Origin of the sequence: Streptococcus mitis, assembly GCF_946190285.1 — a bacterium.
In the GTDB taxonomy this organism is placed as follows: Bacteria; Bacillota; Bacilli; order Lactobacillales; family Streptococcaceae; genus Streptococcus; species Streptococcus mitis_CP.
In genome coordinates this window covers 307741-324787 of sequence record NZ_CAMHZX010000001.1, presented here as the reverse complement: position 1 = coordinate 324787, position 17047 = coordinate 307741, and the positions used below count along the sequence as shown (strand labels likewise).

13 protein-coding genes are annotated in these 17047 nt (G+C 39.4%); 10 read left to right on the top strand and 3 right to left on the bottom strand.

Annotated features, from left to right (window positions below; all coding sequences use genetic code 11):
* Positions 1-2: 2 nt before the first annotated feature.
* From aguB to N8L39_RS01595, 3 genes are all read left to right on the top strand, one after another.
* Positions 3-878: an N-carbamoylputrescine amidase gene (gene aguB / locus N8L39_RS01605; protein ID WP_261009884.1), complete on the top strand. Its 876-nt coding sequence runs from the start codon at positions 3-5 to the stop codon at positions 876-878.
* A gap of 190 nt (positions 879-1068) precedes the next feature.
* On the top strand, positions 1069-1770 hold the full coding sequence (locus tag N8L39_RS01600; protein ID WP_261009885.1) for a response regulator transcription factor: 702 nt from the start codon (positions 1069-1071) through the stop codon (positions 1768-1770).
* On the top strand, positions 1767-2645 hold the full coding sequence (locus N8L39_RS01595) for a sensor histidine kinase (protein WP_261009886.1): 879 nt from the start codon (positions 1767-1769) through the stop codon (positions 2643-2645). The genes N8L39_RS01600 and N8L39_RS01595 overlap by 4 nt, the downstream gene beginning before the upstream one ends.
* A gap of 39 nt (positions 2646-2684) precedes the next feature.
* Here N8L39_RS01595 and N8L39_RS01590 read toward each other — a convergent pair whose 3' ends face one another.
* The 3 genes from N8L39_RS01590 to N8L39_RS01580 all read right to left on the bottom strand — a co-directional run bounded on the left by N8L39_RS01590 (position 2685) and on the right by N8L39_RS01580 (position 5307).
* A complete protein-coding gene (locus N8L39_RS01590; protein WP_261009887.1) occupies positions 2685-3437 on the bottom strand; it encodes an ABC transporter permease in 753 nt (250 codons plus the stop codon).
* Between the two features lie 10 nt (positions 3438-3447).
* Positions 3448-4356, bottom strand: a complete 909-nt coding sequence (locus N8L39_RS01585; RefSeq protein WP_261009888.1) for an ATP-binding cassette domain-containing protein — start codon at positions 4354-4356, stop codon at positions 3448-3450.
* 141 nt (positions 4357-4497) lie between these two features.
* Entirely contained in the window at positions 4498-5307 is an 810-nt protein-coding gene (locus N8L39_RS01580) for a Cof-type HAD-IIB family hydrolase (protein ID WP_261009889.1), read from the bottom strand.
* Between the two features lie 218 nt (positions 5308-5525).
* On the opposite strand from N8L39_RS01580, the gene N8L39_RS01575 reads away from it, so the two are divergent.
* The 7 genes from N8L39_RS01575 to N8L39_RS01545 all read left to right on the top strand — a co-directional run bounded on the left by N8L39_RS01575 (position 5526) and on the right by N8L39_RS01545 (position 17030).
* Complete coding sequence (locus N8L39_RS01575; protein ID WP_261009890.1) at positions 5526-6197, top strand: CPBP family intramembrane glutamic endopeptidase; 672 nt, start codon at positions 5526-5528, stop codon at positions 6195-6197.
* 130 nt (positions 6198-6327) lie between these two features.
* Positions 6328-9603, top strand: coding sequence for an ATP-dependent nuclease subunit B (gene rexB / locus N8L39_RS01570; RefSeq protein WP_261009891.1), 3276 nt, complete (start codon positions 6328-6330; stop codon positions 9601-9603).
* Entirely contained in the window at positions 9600-13250 is a 3651-nt protein-coding gene (gene addA, locus N8L39_RS01565) for a helicase-exonuclease AddAB subunit AddA (RefSeq protein WP_261009892.1), read from the top strand. Before rexB ends, addA begins: the two co-directional genes overlap by 4 nt.
* Positions 13251-13267: 17 nt before the next feature.
* Entirely contained in the window at positions 13268-14446 is a 1179-nt protein-coding gene (locus N8L39_RS01560) for a hypothetical protein (RefSeq protein WP_261009893.1), read from the top strand.
* A gap of 607 nt (positions 14447-15053) precedes the next feature.
* Positions 15054-15632 (top strand): sugar transferase, encoded by a 579-nt coding sequence (locus N8L39_RS01555; RefSeq protein ID WP_261009894.1) that lies wholly within the window; start codon positions 15054-15056, stop codon positions 15630-15632.
* A 38-nt stretch (positions 15633-15670) separates the two neighbouring features.
* On the top strand, positions 15671-16375 hold the full coding sequence (locus tag N8L39_RS01550; RefSeq protein WP_261009895.1) for a YveK family protein: 705 nt from the start codon (positions 15671-15673) through the stop codon (positions 16373-16375).
* Position 16376: 1 nt separating this feature from the next.
* Positions 16377-17030, top strand: coding sequence for a CpsD/CapB family tyrosine-protein kinase (locus N8L39_RS01545; protein ID WP_261009896.1), 654 nt, complete (start codon positions 16377-16379; stop codon positions 17028-17030).
* Positions 17031-17047 lie beyond the last annotated feature (17 nt).

Genomic DNA, 17047 nt, shown 5'->3' with positions numbered 1-17047 from the left:
AGATGAGAAATGTAAGAGTTGCAGCCATTCAGATGCAATGCGCTAAGGATGTGGCAACAAATATTCAAACAGCGGAGCGTTTATTACGTCAGGCTGCAGAACAAGGCGCACAAATTATTCTCTTGCCCGAGTTGTTTGAACGTCCCTATTTCTGTCAGGAACGTCAGTATGAATACTACCAGCATGCCCAATCGGTGACAGACAATACAGCTATTCAGCATTTTAAAACCATTGCCAAGAAGCTAAAGGTCGTTTTACCAATCAGTTTCTATGAAAAAGATGGCAATGTCTTGTATAACTCTATTGCTGTCATTGATGCAGATGGGGAAGTGCTGGGCGTTTATCGAAAGACCCACATACCAGACGACCATTACTATCAAGAGAAATTTTACTTTACTCCTGGTAACACTGGTTTCAAGGTCTGGGATACTCGCTATGCTAAGATTGGGATCGGTATCTGTTGGGATCAATGGTTCCCTGAAACAGCCCGTTGTCTCGCATTAAATGGGGCAGAATTGCTCTTTTATCCAACTGCTATTGGCTCTGAGCCTATCCTAGATACGGACAGTTGTGGTCATTGGCAACGTACTATGCAAGGTCATGCAGCAGCAAATATTGTCCCAGTTATTGCAGCCAATCGTTATGGTTTGGAGGAAGTCACTCCTAGTGAGGAAAATGGTGGACAGAGTTCCAGTCTTGACTTCTACGGTTCATCCTTTATGACGGATGAAACAGGAGCTATTCTAGAGCGAGCTGAAAGACAAGAAGAAGCTGTTCTGTTAGCTACTTATGACCTAGACAAGGGAGCAAGTGAACGCCTAAACTGGGGCTTATTTCGAGATAGAAGACCCGAAATGTATCAACGAATTACAGATTAGTGTTTAAGAAATGAGGTATTCATTCTGCTAGACTCGTTTTCACTAGCAATTATAGGGATGCTAGGTCATCTAGCAAGTGAATTTTATATTTTAACCCTCTAAGGCTTTCTCGCGCTTTGATGCGAGGAGCTTTTCTGTTTAAGCTTTATCAATAAAACATGCTATAATAGTTGCAGAAAGGTTGGTGTTTATGGCTAGGATATTGGTTATTGAAGACAATAGTGACATTCAAGAGATTTTGCGGACACTTCTTACTGAGGAACATGAGGTGATTCAAGCCTTTTCAGGAACTGAAGGAATCATGCGTTTTGACCAAGGTGGGATTGACCTCGTTTTGCTAGATATCATGCTTCCTGGGAAAAATGGGGATCAGGTTTTAAAAGCCATCAGGGAACAAAGTCAAACTCCAGTCATTATGCTAACGGCTTTGAGCGATAAGAAGTTAATCAGTCAATACCTTTTAGATGGTGCCAATGATTACATAGTGAAACCTTTTGATTTGGATGAAGTCTTTGCCAGAGTTACTGTTCAATTACGTCAAAGCGTAGAAAAACAGCCTATGGAAATAGGAAAAACTGAAAATCTGCCACAAAACTTGAAAAATATCCAGTTTGATGCAGAAAGTTTTGAAATCAAAAATAGTCAGGAAACGATTCGCCTTGCTAAGAAAGAATGCTTGATTCTCCAAACTCTTCTCAAACACCCTAAGAAAATTTTTACCAAGGAAGAACTTTATGAATTGGTCTGGGAGGATAGCTATTTACCTGGAGATAATACCCTTAATACTCATTTGAGTAATCTTCGTAAAAAATTAAACCAGCTTGACCCAAATCAAGAATATATTGAAACCATTTGGGGAGTTGGGGTAAGATTAAAAGGAGATAAGCAATGACCTACATGATAATCGTTGTCCTACTAGTACTCCTAATTATTTTATCGATTACATTGATTCGCTACCATCTAGCACTTAAAAACTTGAGTCAACAGATTGAAGACAAGATTCTTACAGGTAGTATGAAAAGAGTAGGAGTCAGCATTTTTTCCAAACATTTTTTACATTTCTACCAGCAGATTGAGAATCTATTTCAGGAAGTAGAACAATCTCGGTTGGTTATGAAAAGGGAAAAGCAGACTCTGGATATGGCCATCAGCAATATTGCCCATGATATTCGGACACCTTTGACTATCGCGTCAGGATACACGCAACAATTGATGAAGTCTCCTGAAGACAAAGCAGAAACCTTACAAAAAATCGCCCAGCATCTTGATTTAGTTTCCAAACGTTTGGAGGCTCTCCTAGAATACCGTCGTTTGATGGAAGGAGCTGTCAAACCAAAACTGGAAGAAGTGGATCTTTCAGCTTTTATCACCAAAAAGACTCTGGCTTATTATGATGTTTTTCAGGCGGCAAATATCACGCTTGATTTTAAGGTTGAAGCTGGTTTAAAAACGAGGACTGATGAAGACTTGCTGGATCGAATTTTACAAAATTTGCTCGGAAATGTCCTCAAGCATGGTAAGGAAGAAGCGCGTCTATCTTTGAGAAAGAAACAGGAACAGCTTGTCTTAGAAATTGCAAACCTTGTTAAACAGCCCATCAAAAGAATAGAAAATCTCAGCAACCGTTTTTATTCTGAAAATCTATCTGATACTGAAGAATCCTCTGGTTTAGGTCTTTATATCACTGAGGAATTATGTCATCTTCTCGGTACAGAGATGAAACTGAGCACAGATGGCCAGTGGTTATCGGTTTTCATTTATTTTTAACGAAATAAACCTCCTCTGTAGGCTAGAGGAGGTCATTTTTTATAGACTTTTCTTTTTAAAAACTGCCAATCCACTTAGATTAAAGATTACAATAACAGCTAAGGTAACTATAAGTGTATAGAAAATGGATTCACTATTAGCAGTCATAGCATAGGAAAAATGCAAGGATAAATATGGTAAAAATTTGATATTTGGAAAAATGATCATTGGCATAGAAAGGATGATAGAGCTGACCAAATATCCAATAAATACTGCAATATAAGAATGAGTCAGGTAGAGAATAAAGGAAATAATGGAAAGCCAAGCGAGTAGGCATAGAAATTGAAGGAAAATCATTAAGAGGAGATTGGCAATAAAACCATCAGGCATCGTACCAAGTCCGTTCAGTAGAGTTGAGGGAACAAAAGCAATCACAAGGCTGGCGATGAGTTGCAAGAAAGCGATGCTTGCTAGTACAAAGGATTTAGCGAAGAAAAACTCTGTACGAGAAACGCCAACTGTCAAACTATTTTTATAAAGCTTGCCGATTAGATCGACCCCAAGAACTAAACATATTAGAATAATGCAGAGAAAAACAAGGTTTGAATCATTGCTAGACGCATTGATAAGAGCTTGAATACCGTCCCAACCATGGGTTGTAATTTCTGGCTCTTCTGTATTGATTGCCATCAGATGGCCAGTAGCCCCAAAAATAGCCCCCATTAACATGAGTACAAAGAGAATGAACTCTGTAATCCAGAATCCTTTAGAACGGAAAAGACGGTAAAAGTCTGCTTGAATGGTATGTATCATGATGTTCCTCCTATTCGACCAATTGAGTGAAGTATTCTTCTAGATTTTGACGGGCGTAGTAAATCTCGTCAATGGCAACATCTGCCAAGGTTAATTCCTTAAGAATCTGTTTGACATCTTGTTCCTGACCAAAGATGTGAATTTCGTTTTCAGGATTAACAACCTTGAACTGGAGCTGGATTTGTTCTTTCAATACTTGGCAAGCTTTCTCCTGATCAGCTGTCTTAAGGACAATATAATCCTCACTTAGTGTTTCAAATTCAGCTTTGCTGATTTCACGGATAATCTTGCCTTGATCTAAAATACCAAAGCGATTTGCTACGAGATAGAGTTCTGACAAGATATGGCTAGAGATGAGAATGGTGATTCCTTTTTCTTGATTGAGCCGTTGAATCATCAGTCGAAACTCTTTAATACCGATTGGGTCGAGACCGTTGATAGGTTCATCTAAAATCAGGAAGTCTGGTTTAGATAGAAGGGCAATGGCGATCCCAAGCCTTTGCTTCATTCCAAGAGAGAAATTTCGAAAGATTTTTTTACCTGTATCTGACAATCCTACATAATCCAGCGTTTCTCGAATGACTTGATCAGCATTTGGAATATGACGAATCATACAGTAATATTTCAGATTTTGATAGGCTGTTAAGTGATTATGAGCTACAGGTGATTCGATAACTGAACCTACTCGAGATAGAGACTTGCTCCACTCATTTTCCGTTTTGCTGGAGAAGAGGGAAACAGTTCCTTTATCGGCAAAGAGTAGTTGCGTAATGATTTTGATTAAGGTAGTCTTCCCAGCTCCATTCTTCCCGATAAGTCCATAAATATCTCCCTCTCTTATCGTTAGATGAAGATCCTGAAGAATAGCTTGTTTGGCAAAGTTTTTGGACAATCCATGAATGTCAAGTACTGTTTTCATGATTCTCTCCTTTTGATTTATTTTGATAACTCTAGTATAAAGCATAGAAATCAAAGAAAGCTCAAGCATTTCTAAAGAGTTTCTAAAGTTTTAGGAATTCTTAAATATCAAAACCCAGTTGATATGAACTGGGCTTCTTAATTATAGAATGTATTTTTCAATGGCACGTGCAACGCCGTCTTCTTCGTTGCTGACTGTAACGTCAGCAGCTAGGGATTTGACATAATCGCTGGCATTTCCCATAGCAATACCAAGGCCTGCAAATTGGAGCATTTCGATATCGTTATTGGCATCGCCCATAGCCATAATCTCTGAGGAATCAATCTTCAAAATATCTGCTAGTCGAGAAAGAGCGGTAGCCTTTGTCGTACCAAGTGGCATAGCTTCATAAATGACAGGCTGCGAACGAACTCCACTGAATCGTTGGCAGAGTTCCTCAGCAAAACGCTCTTCAAAATCATCTGTTTGCTCTTTTGTTCCCAAAAACATCCCTTGGAACATCCGGTACTTGCCACTAGTCGCTTCCTCAAGAGAAATTTCAGTCAGGTCTGAAAATACTAGTTTAGCATCATTTTCAATGACTTGATTTGGTTTACCACCGAGGACAAAATAATGTTTCTCATCAAAAAGTGTCAACTGAACCTCACTTTTTTCAGCTAGGTCATAGAGGTATTCTATGTCTGCTGGACTAAGTTCTTGCCAATCAACCAGACTCCAGTCACTTGTCTGGTGAGTTGAGCAACCGTTGTTAACAATGACATATTCGTTCTGGAGGTCAAGCCCCAGTTTTTTGTAGTAAGGGAGGACACCGAAAAGCGGGCGACCCGTACAGAGAACCAGTTTGACACCTTTTTCAATGGCTTGGTGAATAGCAGTAATGTTTGCTTGTGGAATTTCCTTGGCTTCATTGAGGAGGGTTCCGTCCATATCCAAAGCTAGTAGTTTAATCATAAGACTTCCTTCTTTATCTTTTGGTATTATTATAGCATATTTTAGAGAAGAAATTGATAGAAAGCTTGGGGCTAATTGATTTTACAGTTTAGGATGTTTTGATAACAATTCATGATTTGAAGAGGATATTTCGCTAATATATGCTATACTAAATTTGTTATACAGTTAAATAAACAATTATATTCAATAATCTAGTCAAGGAAAACAGATAATTTAAGATGAAAAAACAGGTTATTCAGATTTTACTAGCATTATCCTTAATTTTTTACAAATCAACTTGGTTTTGGGGAATTTTCAATCACCTCGCAAAGCCTTATCTACCAGCAAGTCGTGAATTTTTTCAGATTCTGCTTTTGTTGGAGAGTGGAGTTCTTTTGTCAGCAGTTATCTATCTACTAGTTTTTGCAGGAAAGAACATTTTTCATTTCAAGTGGCAGCTGAGATATTTTATCTATCTTTTACTGGGCTACATCATTTCGTATATGTCTGACTTCCTCTTGTCTTATTTCATATCCCCGTCTTCAAATCAAATTTCTTTGAATGAAACGATAGAAATGATGGGACGACAGGAGTTACCCTATTTTTTGCTCATAGCTTGCTTCATCGGCCCTATTGCTGAGGAATTGATTTATCGCGGTGTGCTTATGACAACCTTTTTCAAAAACTCACCTTGGTACGGAGATGTTTTGCTTTCTGCTATTATTTTCGGTTATATTCATGTCAATTTTGCTTTAACTCCTCTTGCTTTTTTCATTTATGCTAGTGGAGGTCTCATTTTGGCTCTATTGTATCGTATGACTAAAAATCTCTATTATCCAATAGTGGTTCATATCCTCATCAATATCACTGCCTTCTGGAATGTGTGGTTACTCCTATTTTCAGGAAGTTAGCTTACTAAAACAATGTCGGAACTTTCCGGCATTTTCTTTTCAACAGATGAGCAAGAACTGATTATTTACAGGATTGCTTAATTAAAAAATGGTATAATAAAAGGTAATGAAAAATTCCAACGAGGCAGAGATGAAATTACTTTATACTGATATTCGGACTTCTTTGACAGAAATTCTAACCAGAGAGGCAGAAGAGCTAGTTGCTGCGGGCAAGCGGGTCTTCTACATCGCCCCCAACTCTCTTTCATTTGAAAAGGAACGCGCCGTGCTGGAATGCTTGTCCCAGCAGGCTTCTTTTGCGATTACCGTCACGCGCTTCGCTCAAATGGCTCGTTATCTGGTCTTGAATGATTTACCAGCTAAAACTAGTCTAGATGATATTGGTCTTGGGATGGCCTTTTATAAGTGCCTTGCGGAACTTGACCCCAAGGACTTGCGTGTTTATGGTGCGATTAAGCAGGATCCTCAGTTTATCCAGCAGTTGATTGATCTTTATCACGAGATGACGACTGCTCAGATGAGTTTTTTGGACTTGGAAAGTTTGACTGACGAGGACAAGCGAGCAGACTTACTTTTGATTTTTGAGAAAGTAACCGCCTATCTCAATCAAGGGCAGTTAGCTAAGGGAAGTCAGTTGTCCCATTTGATTGAGGCTATTGAGAATGACAAGGTAAGTAGTGATTTTACTCAAATTGCCTTGATTATTGATGGATTTACTCGTTTTTCTGCTGAGGAAGAGCGGATTGTGGACTTACTTCATGGCAAGGGTGTTGAGATTGTCATTGGGGCTTATGCTAGTAAGAAAGCCTATACCAGTCCTTTTAGCGAGGGTAATCTCTACCAAGCCAGTGTGGAGTTTCTCCATCATCTAGCCTCTAAATACCAAACACCTGCACAGGACTCTTCTCAAACTCATGATAAGATGGATAGTTTTGATAAGGCCTCTCGATTGTTGGAGTCTTCTTATGACTTTTCAGAGCTCACTTTGGAGGTCGATGATAAGGACCGGGAAAATCTGCAAATCTGGTCTTGTTTGACACAAAAGGAAGAGTTGGAGTTAGTTGCCCGTAGTATCCGTCAGAAATTGCATGAGAACTCCGACCTGAGTTACAAGCATTTTCGTATTCTCTTGGGAGATGTGTCTTCTTATCAATTATCCCTTAAAACTATTTTTGACCAGTATCAGATTCCTTTCTATCTTGGTAGAAGCGAATCCATGGCCCATCATCCCTTGACACAGTTTGTCGAATCTATTTTAGCTTTGAAACGCTATCGTTTCCGTCAGGAAGATTTGATTAATCTCCTCAGAACTGGTTTATATACTGACCTTAGCCAAGCGGATATTGATGCTTTTGAGCAATATATCCGTTATCTTGGTATCAATGGCTTGCCAGCCTTTCAGCAAACCTTTACCAAATCCCACCATGGAAAATTTAATTTAGAGCGATTAAATGCTCTTCGTCTGCGTATTTTAGCACCTCTTGAAACCCTCTTTTCCAGTCGAAAACAAAAGGCTGAAAATCTCTTGCAAAAGTGGAACTCTTTTCTAAAAGAAGGAGAGGTGTCCAAGCAGTTACAAGATTTGACAGCCACTATGGAAGTTCTTGAACAGGAAAGACAAGCCGAAGTTTGGAAGGCTTTCTGTCATGTTTTAGAACAATTTGCGACTGTTTTTGCTGGTTCACAGGTTAGTCTAGAGGACTTCCTAGCCTTGCTCCATTCTGGAATGAGTTTGTCTCAGTATCGCACCATTCCAGCGACAGTGGATACCGTTCTGGTGCAGAGTTACGATTTGATTGCACCACTGACTGCTGACTTTGTCTACGCCATTGGGCTAACTCAGGACAATTTACCAAAAATCGCGCAAAATACCAGTCTTTTAACTGATGAAGAAAGACAAAGCTTAAACCAAGCAACCGAAGAAGGCGTTCAATTGCTGATTGCCAGCAGTGAAAACCTCAAGAAAAATCGCTACACTATGCTTTCCTTGGTCAATTCTGCTCGTAAGCAGTTGGTCTTGTCAGCTCCAAGCCTTTTTAACGAAAGTGAAAGCAAGGAATCAGCTTATCTTCAAGAGCTAGTCCATTTTGGATTTAGCAGGAAAGAGAAGAGGATGAATCACAAAGGGCTGTCTAAGGAGGATATTGGGTCATATCACAGTCTTTTGTCCAGTCTGGTTGCCTATCACCAGCAGGGCGAAATGAGTGAGACTGAGCAAGATTTGACATTTATTAAGGTTCTAGCGCGTGTCATGGGTAAAAAACTTGACCAAAAAGGTCTGAAAAATCCTGCCCTTCCAACCAGTCCAAGCAGTAAGCCCTTGGCTAAGGATACCTTACAAGCTCTCTATCCTACTGATCAGGAGTTTTACCTGTCTACGTCTGGTTTGACGGAGTTCTACCGTAACCAATACAGTTATTTCCTCCGTTATGTTCTAGGCTTGCAGGAAGAATTGCGTCTGCGTCCGGATGCTCGTAGTCATGGGAATTTCTTGCACCGCATTTTTGAGCGTGCCTTGCAGTTGCCTGATGAAGGTTCCTTTGACAACCGTCTAGAACAAGCTATTCAAGAAACCAGTCAAGAACGCGAATTTGAAGCAATTTATCATGAAAGTTTGGAAGCCCAGTTTACCAAGGAAGTTTTGCTTGATGTTGCACGGACGACTGGCCATATTCTCCGACACAATCCAGCCATCGAAACCATCAAAGAGGAAGCAAATTTTGGCGGAAAAGAGCAAGCCTTTATTCAATTGGACAATGGTCGCAGTGTCTTTGTACGAGGCAAGGTTGACCGCATTGACCGATTGAAAGCTGATGGAGCGATAGGAGTAGTAGACTACAAATCCAGTTTGACTCAGTTCCAGTTTCCTCATTTCTTTAATGGACTCAATTCTCAACTGCCAACCTACTTAGCTGCCTTAAAAAGAGAAGGGGAGCAGAACTTTTTCGGTGCTATGTACTTGGAAATGGCTGAGCCTGTCCAATCTTTGATGGCCGTTAAAAGTCTGGCAGGTGCAGTAGTAGAAGCCAGCAAGTCTATGAAATACCAAGGACTCTTTTTAGAAAAAGAAAGTAGTCATTTGGGCGAATTTTACAACAAAAACAAGGCTAATCAGCTGACAGATGAGGAATTCCAGCTCCTACTGGACTACAATGCCCATCTTTACAAGAAAGCAGCTGAGAAAATTTTAGCAGGCCAGTTTGCCATTAATCCTTATACAGAAAATGGCAGAAGTATTGCCCCATACGTCCAGCAACACCAAGCCATCACAGGATTTGAAGCCAATTACCACTTGGGCCAAGCCCGTTTCCTAGAGAAGTTGGACTTAACTGATGGCAAGCGTCTGGTCGGAGAAAAACTCAAGCAAGCTTGGTTTAAAAAAATAAGAGAGGAGTTGAATCGATGAAGCCCGTTCCCTTTTTAACTGAGGAGGAAATTCAAAAACTGCAAGAAGCAGAAGCAAATTCGAGCAAGGAACAAAAGAAAACTGCCGAACAAATCGAAGCCATCTACACTTCTGGTCAGAATATCCTTGTCTCAGCGTCGGCTGGTTCTGGGAAGACTTTTGTCATGGCCGAGCGCATTCTAGATCAATTGGCACGTGGTGTCGAAATTTCTCAACTCTTTATCTCAACCTTTACCGTTAAGGCTGCGACTGAACTTAAGGAACGTTTAGAGAAGAAAATCAGCCAACAGATCCAAAAAACGGATGATGTCGAGCTTAAACAACACTTGGGCCGACAGTTGGCTGATCTACCCAACGCTGCTATCGGAACTATGGACTCTTTCACACAAAAATTCCTTGGCAAACACGGTTATCTGCTTGATATTGCGCCAAATTTCCGTATTTTACAAAACCAAAGCGAGCAACTTCTTTTAAAAAATGAAGTCTTTCATGAGGTCTTTGAAGCCCATTACCAAGGCAAACAGAAAGAGATCTTTAGTCATTTGCTGAAAAACTTTGCTGGACGTGGCAAGGATGAACGGGGGCTACGCCAGCAGGTCTATAAAATCTATGACTTTCTCCAATCCACCAGCAATCCTCATAAATGGCTGAGTGAATCTTTCTTAAAAGGCTTTGAAAAAGCTGATTTTACTAGTGAAAAAGAAAAACTGACCACACAAATCCAGCAAGCCCTTTGGGACTTGGAAAGTTTCTTCCGTTATCATCTGGATAATGATGCCAAGGAGTTTCCAAAGGCTGCTTATCTAGAGAATGTTCAGTTGATTCTGGATGAAATTGCCTCCTTAAATCAAGGGTCCGATAGCCAGGCTTATCGAGCGGTGCTTGCGCGTGTTGTCGCAATTTCGAAAGAGAAAAACGGCCGAGCTTTGACTAATGCCAGCCGTAAGGCTGATTTGAAGCCCCTGGCTGATACCTACAACGAAGAAAGAAAGTCCCAGTTTGCTAAACTAGGACAACTGTCAGACCAGATAACCATTCTCGACTATCAAGAACGTTATCATGGAGATACATGGGAACTAGCTAAAACCTTCCAAGCCTTCATGAGTGATTTTGTAGAATCTTATCGTCAGCGTAAACGTCAGGAAAATGCCTTTGAATTCGCTGATATTAGCCATTACACCATTGAGATTTTAGAGAATTTTCCGCAAGTTCGTGAGGCTTATCAGGATCGCTTCCATGAAGTCATGGTCGATGAGTATCAGGATACCAACCATATTCAAGAACGGATGCTGGAATTACTTTCTAATGGACACAATCGCTTTATGGTGGGAGATATCAAGCAGTCCATCTACCGTTTCCGTCAAGCAGACCCGCAGATTTTTAATGAAAAATTCCAACACTATGCGCAAAATCCTGAAGAAGGAAAGCTGATTCTCCTCAAGGAAAATTTCCGTAGTAGTTCAGAAGTGCTGTCAGCAACCAATGATATCTTTGAACGTCTCATGGACCAAGAGGTTGGAGAAATCAACTATGACAGCATGCACCAGCTTGTTTTTGCCAATAGCAAACTAACTCCTAATCCTGAGAACAAGGCAGAATTTCTCCTCTACGACAAGGACGATACAGGTGAGGAAGAAGAGAGTCAAACAGAAACGAAACTAACAGGCGAAATGCGATTAGTCATCAAGGAGATTCTGAAACTTCATCAGGAACAAGGTGTTACCTTTAAAGAAATTGCCCTTTTGACCTCCAGTCGTAGTCGTAATGATCAAATTTTACTCGCCCTGTCTGAGTACGGGATTCCTGTCAAAACCGATGGAGAGCAAAACAATTATCTCCAATCCCTAGAAGTGCAAGTCATGCTAGACACCCTTCGTGTCATTCACAATCCTCTGCAAGACTATGCCTTGGTTGCCCTTATGAAGTCTCCAATGTTTGGTTTTGATGAGGACGAGTTGGCACGTTTGTCTCTTCAGAAAGCAGAGGATCAAGTCCAAGAAAATCTCTATGAGAAACTGATCAATGCACAAAAAATGCTAACAAGCCAGAAAAACTTGATTCACACGGCTCTAGCTGAGAAACTAAAGCAATTCATGGATATTTTGGCTTCTTGGCGCTTGTATGCCAAAATCCACTCCCTATATGACCTGATTTGGAAGATTTATAACGACCGCTTTTATTATGATTATGTTGGGGCTTTGCCAAATGGTCCTGCTAGACAGGCCAATCTCTATGCCCTAGCACTGCGTGCTGATCAATTTGAAAAGAGCAATTTCAAGGGCTTGTCGCGTTTTATTCGTATGATTGACCAAGTTTTAGAAGCCCAGCACGATTTGGCAAGCGTGGCCGTCGCACCGCCAAAAGACGCAGTAGAACTCATGACCATCCACAAAAGTAAAGGGCTGGAGTTTCCTTACGTCTTCATCCTCAATATGGATCAAGACTTCAACAAGCAAGACTCTATGTCAGAGGTCATTCTCAGTCGTAAAAATGGTCTAGGTGTCAAGTATATTGCCAAAATGGAGACGGGGGCAGTAGAAGACCACTATCCTAAAACCATCAAACTCTCTATTCCTAGCCTGACCTATAGGCAGAATGAAGAGGAATTACAGCTGGCAAGCTACTCAGAACAGATGCGCCTTCTTTATGTTGCTATGACAAGGGCTGAGAAAAAGCTCTATCTTGTCGGCAAGGGTTCTCGCGAAAAGCTTGAAGCCAAGGAATACCCAGCAGCTAAAAATGGAAAACTAAACAGCAACACTAGACTGCAAGCCAAGAATTTCCAAGATTGGATTTGGGCTATCAGCAAAGTGTTTGCAAAGGATCATCTCAACTTTAGCTATCGTTTTGTTGGAGAAGATCAGTTGACCAGAGAAGCTATCGGAGAGTTGGAAAACAAAAGTCCTCTCCAAGATAGCTCCCAAGTAGACAATCGCCAGTCAGAAACCATCAAAGAAGCTCTTGAAATGCTGAAAGAAGTGGAAGTCTATAATACTCTTCGCCGTGCAGCCATTGAACTTCCTAGTGTTCAAACCCCAAGTCAAATCAAGAAATTCTACGAACCAATTATGGATATGGAAGGTGTCGAGATTGCAGGTCAAGGCCAGTCAGTAGACAAGAAAATTAGCTTTGATTTGCCAGATTTTTCAACCAAAGAAAAGGTAACAGGAGCTGAGATTGGTAGTGCCACCCACGAACTGATGCAGAGAATGGACCTCAGCCAGCGACCAACGCTTGCTAGCCTGACAGAAACTCTCAGACAAGTTCAAACCAGCCCAGCTATCAGAGACAAGATTAATCTTTCGAAAATTCTTGCTTTCTTTGACACAGCACTTGGTCAGGAAATTCTTGCCAATACAGACCATCTCTACCGCGAGCAACCTTTCTCCATGCTCAAACGAGACCAAAAGAGTCAGGAAGACTTCGTTGTCCGTGGAATCTTGGATGGCTATCTACTTTATGAGGATAGAATCGTTCTGTTCGACTACAAGACAGACCGCTATGATGGGCCAAGTCAACTCATAGACCGCTATCGTGGTCAGTTAGCCCTCTATGGAGAGGCCTTATCTCGTGCCTATTCGATTGAAAACATAGAAAAATACTTGATTTTGCTCGGCAAAGACGAGGTTCAAGTTGTAAAAGTATAATCTAGAAAGGAGACCTCATGACACTTCCAGTTAGAAAATCCCTGCACGATGCGGTTTTACAGGCTTCAAAAGCTAATACTTGGGAACAAGCTACCAAGGAATGGAATGAAGTTTCCTTGATTTTTAACGGCATCGGCCGTAGCAATTGTGTCTGTGGAAATGCCATCAAATACTCTTATGAACTCTTTAATGGTGTCACAGGCCAACGCCTCTTTCCAATCGGCAGCGACTGTGTTCGTCATTTTCATCGATTGTCCCTTGACCAGCAGTTAGAGGAGGAAGAAAAACTACTCAGAAAGGTTGAAAATCTGACCAGAAAAGCCCAGAAAAAGGAAAAAATAAAGGTCAATAAAAGTGACTTTGACGAGCGACTTCTAAAGTGGCTCTGGGAAAAAGGTGTTTTTAAACCCAATCGTGGAAATCAGTTCTCACCTGAGAAAGACTACCATCTCTTCCTAGAAGTCTTTCAAGGTGGCAGTTGGACCAAGGCTGAGCCAAAGAAAAAGGCTCGCATGGAAGAAGTCCTTGAAAAATGTATCAAACCCTTTTTACTTGGAAAACCGGATGATCAACTCTACCTTGTCAAGCTAGGCAAGGAGAAAATTGACTACGAACAAGAACTCCGTATCCAGGCAGAGAAAGAGCGCAAGAAGAGGGATAAAATCGCCAAGCAATATGCAGACAATCTAGTTCTAGCTATGGGACCAGCAGAGCGTGCCTACCAAGATTATTTTGGCTTTACAGAAACCCTAACTCAAGAAGAACGCAAGTGGGAGAAAATTCTTTTTGGTAAAAATCGAACAGAACGGGCTATTAAGGCCAAGCAATACCAAAAAGAGTTGGAAAAAGATCAACGAATTGCAGCTCAGGATCCAATTGAAAGAAAGCAGAAGCAGACCTGGCTCCTCAATTCCTATTTCCGTGAGCTTCCTGAAGAAAAAGCTCGATTTGCTCGCCTCTTATTAGAATATCGAAAAAATGGAGAAGTTCCCTTTTCATCCGAGTATCTGTCCGATCATCTCATCGACTTTTTCTATAAAATGAAAGCTTTTGAATTTGAAATCTCACCAGAACAAGTCCGAGATTTTCTAAAAGAAAGCCTTCAGTCAGAACATTTATCATCGGCACAAGAAAGCTGGATAGAAGGAATTCTCCGCAACTGCCTCAAACCATTTTTAAAACGATTATTGATATAACTAACACCTGCCGTGGAAATGCCATGGTAGGTGTTAGTTTTAATAGCCAGTATCATTCTCTAAAGATTTATTCGAAAACAAAACACGCTTATTTTATTTATATATGCTTTATTAAACTAGATAACTTTTAAAAAATTATAAGAATAACTAGCTTATTTTTAGGTTTCATAGTATAATAACATAAGGAGAACAAACTGTATAAACTAATATTTATAGGTTATTCAAAACGTTTATATATATGTTGAGATTTCATTATAGAACTCAAACCTATATTATATATACAAATATCACATAATTGATATCCACTCTCACATTGTTTTTGGTGTCAATTATGAACCAAGCACAAAAGGAAAAAGAACCAGAGTTATTTGTAGTGAATCCTCAGTCAATTATTACAAACATTATACTTTAAAAAATAATTATTGTTTGACTTTTCGCGCTTTAAGTTTGATAATTTTCTCATTTAATGATATATTTAAATCCGATTTATACATAACGAATATATATTTATAATGATACTGTTTTTTTAGCCCTAGTTAATATATATATATATATATATATTAACTAAATACACACCGATCTATGTGTATTATCTAGGAGGAAGATGATGATTTATAGAAGAGCCAAGAGAATGGTAGGACTTCTTATTTCTATATTTTTATTAATTTTAATAATCCCCATTTCTCTCATTGCTTGTATTTTTATTGTTATAGAATCAAGTGGCAATCCCATTTACATGCAAGAAAGAGTTGGTTTAAATGGACAAAAATTCATAATGTACAAACTACGTTCCATGTATTTAGATGCTGAGAAGAACGGATATCAATGGGCGGAAAAAAATGATCCACGGATAACGAAGATTGGACGTTTTATACGCAGAACTCGAATTGATGAATTTCCACAAGTTATTAATATTATTAAAGGCGAGATGTCTATTATCGGGCCTCGACCAGAAAGACCAGAATTCGTTAACGAATTTTTAAAGTATATTCCTGATTTTAATGAGCGATTGGCTGTTCGTCCAGGAATTACAGGCTGGGCTCAAGTAAATGGTGGCTACGAATTGTCTCCAAAAGAAAAATTAGGATATGATGTTTACTATATCAGAAATGAAAGTATTAAATTAGATTTCCTTATTTTACTAAAAACAATTAAAGTTATTTTTAATGGACATGGATTTAGATAATTCAGATAGGGAAGAAAAGTAAAGGACAAAAATAAAAGATGAGTATTTTCAATAAAAATATCAACAGAATTTTTACTTTAATTAAAAGTAAGTTTCTGTTTCTAATCCTTTTTACATTAATAGGGACGACAGCAGTTGGTCTATATACTGTTTTTATCATTTCTCCTATATACAGTGTCTCCTCTAAGCTTATAATGAAGAACACTTCAAGCCAAACAAATGGTCAGAATAATGATACAGAAACAATTGAAGCCATAAATCTCTTTCAAAGACAAGCTAAGACTTATTTAGAAATAGCAGATCTTCCTCCAGTAAAAGAAGATACCAATAAAGCATTAGGTTTGTCTCCAGATGAAATTGCTAAAATCAAATCGGTTAAATTAACAAATGACACAGGTTCTCAGTTGGTCACAGTAACAGTAAGAGCGCTAGATAGAGATTTAGGGGAACGTTATATAAAAGAGTATGTGACTCAATACAAAAAATTTACAGCAGACAGATTGGGACGGGATAATTTATCAGTTGTAACCGAAGCACTGGGAAGTAATTCTCCAGTTTACCCTGTTTTATGGAAGAATCTTCTTGTATCTATTCTAGTATTTTCTTTCATTGGATTTAATATCATCTTCATTAAGTATGTATTGAGTGATTCTATCGATTCTTATGAAGATTTAGAAGAGTTAGTGGGAACATCTGTTCTTGGGATGATACCCACTATGGAGAAAAAGAGGAAAGGTGCCTAACGTGTATATAGAAGTTATCCATAACAGCAAATCTCTCGTAGCTGAGTCCTTTAGAACGTTAAGAAGTAATCTTCAGTTCTCAGAATTCGGAAAAAATATCAAATTAATCGTTATTACAAGCGCCAATCCTAACGAAGGAAAGAGTGAAGTCAGTATCAATCTTGCTGCCTCTTTGGCTCAACAAGGGAAAAAAGTGATTATCATAGACGCAGATATGCGTAAACCAACCCAGCATAAGCTAACAGAGCTAAACAATACTGAAGGATTAAGCACCTTTCTATTAAAAAGGTCAGGTGTAGATTCCATTAATCATTTGACGATAAATGATGTGAATTTTGATGTGCTGACCTCAGGACCTGTTCCACCTAATCCATCTGAGATGTTAGCTAGTTCTTCTATGGAAGAAACACTAAGAGCATTTGAGGATTTTTATGACTATGTCATTATCGATACACCTCCCTTGCTGGCAGCAACTGATGCTCAAGTTTTAGCCAGTATTGCTGATGCCACCCTTCTGGTAGTAGACATCAAGAGCTCAAAACGGCGTCAAGTGATAGAAGCAAAACGAAGATTAGATCATGTTGGAGCAAAACTACTTGGTGTGATAATGAATAAAATAGATTCACATAAAGACACCTATTATTACTATTATTAACTAACTATTTGAAAGGC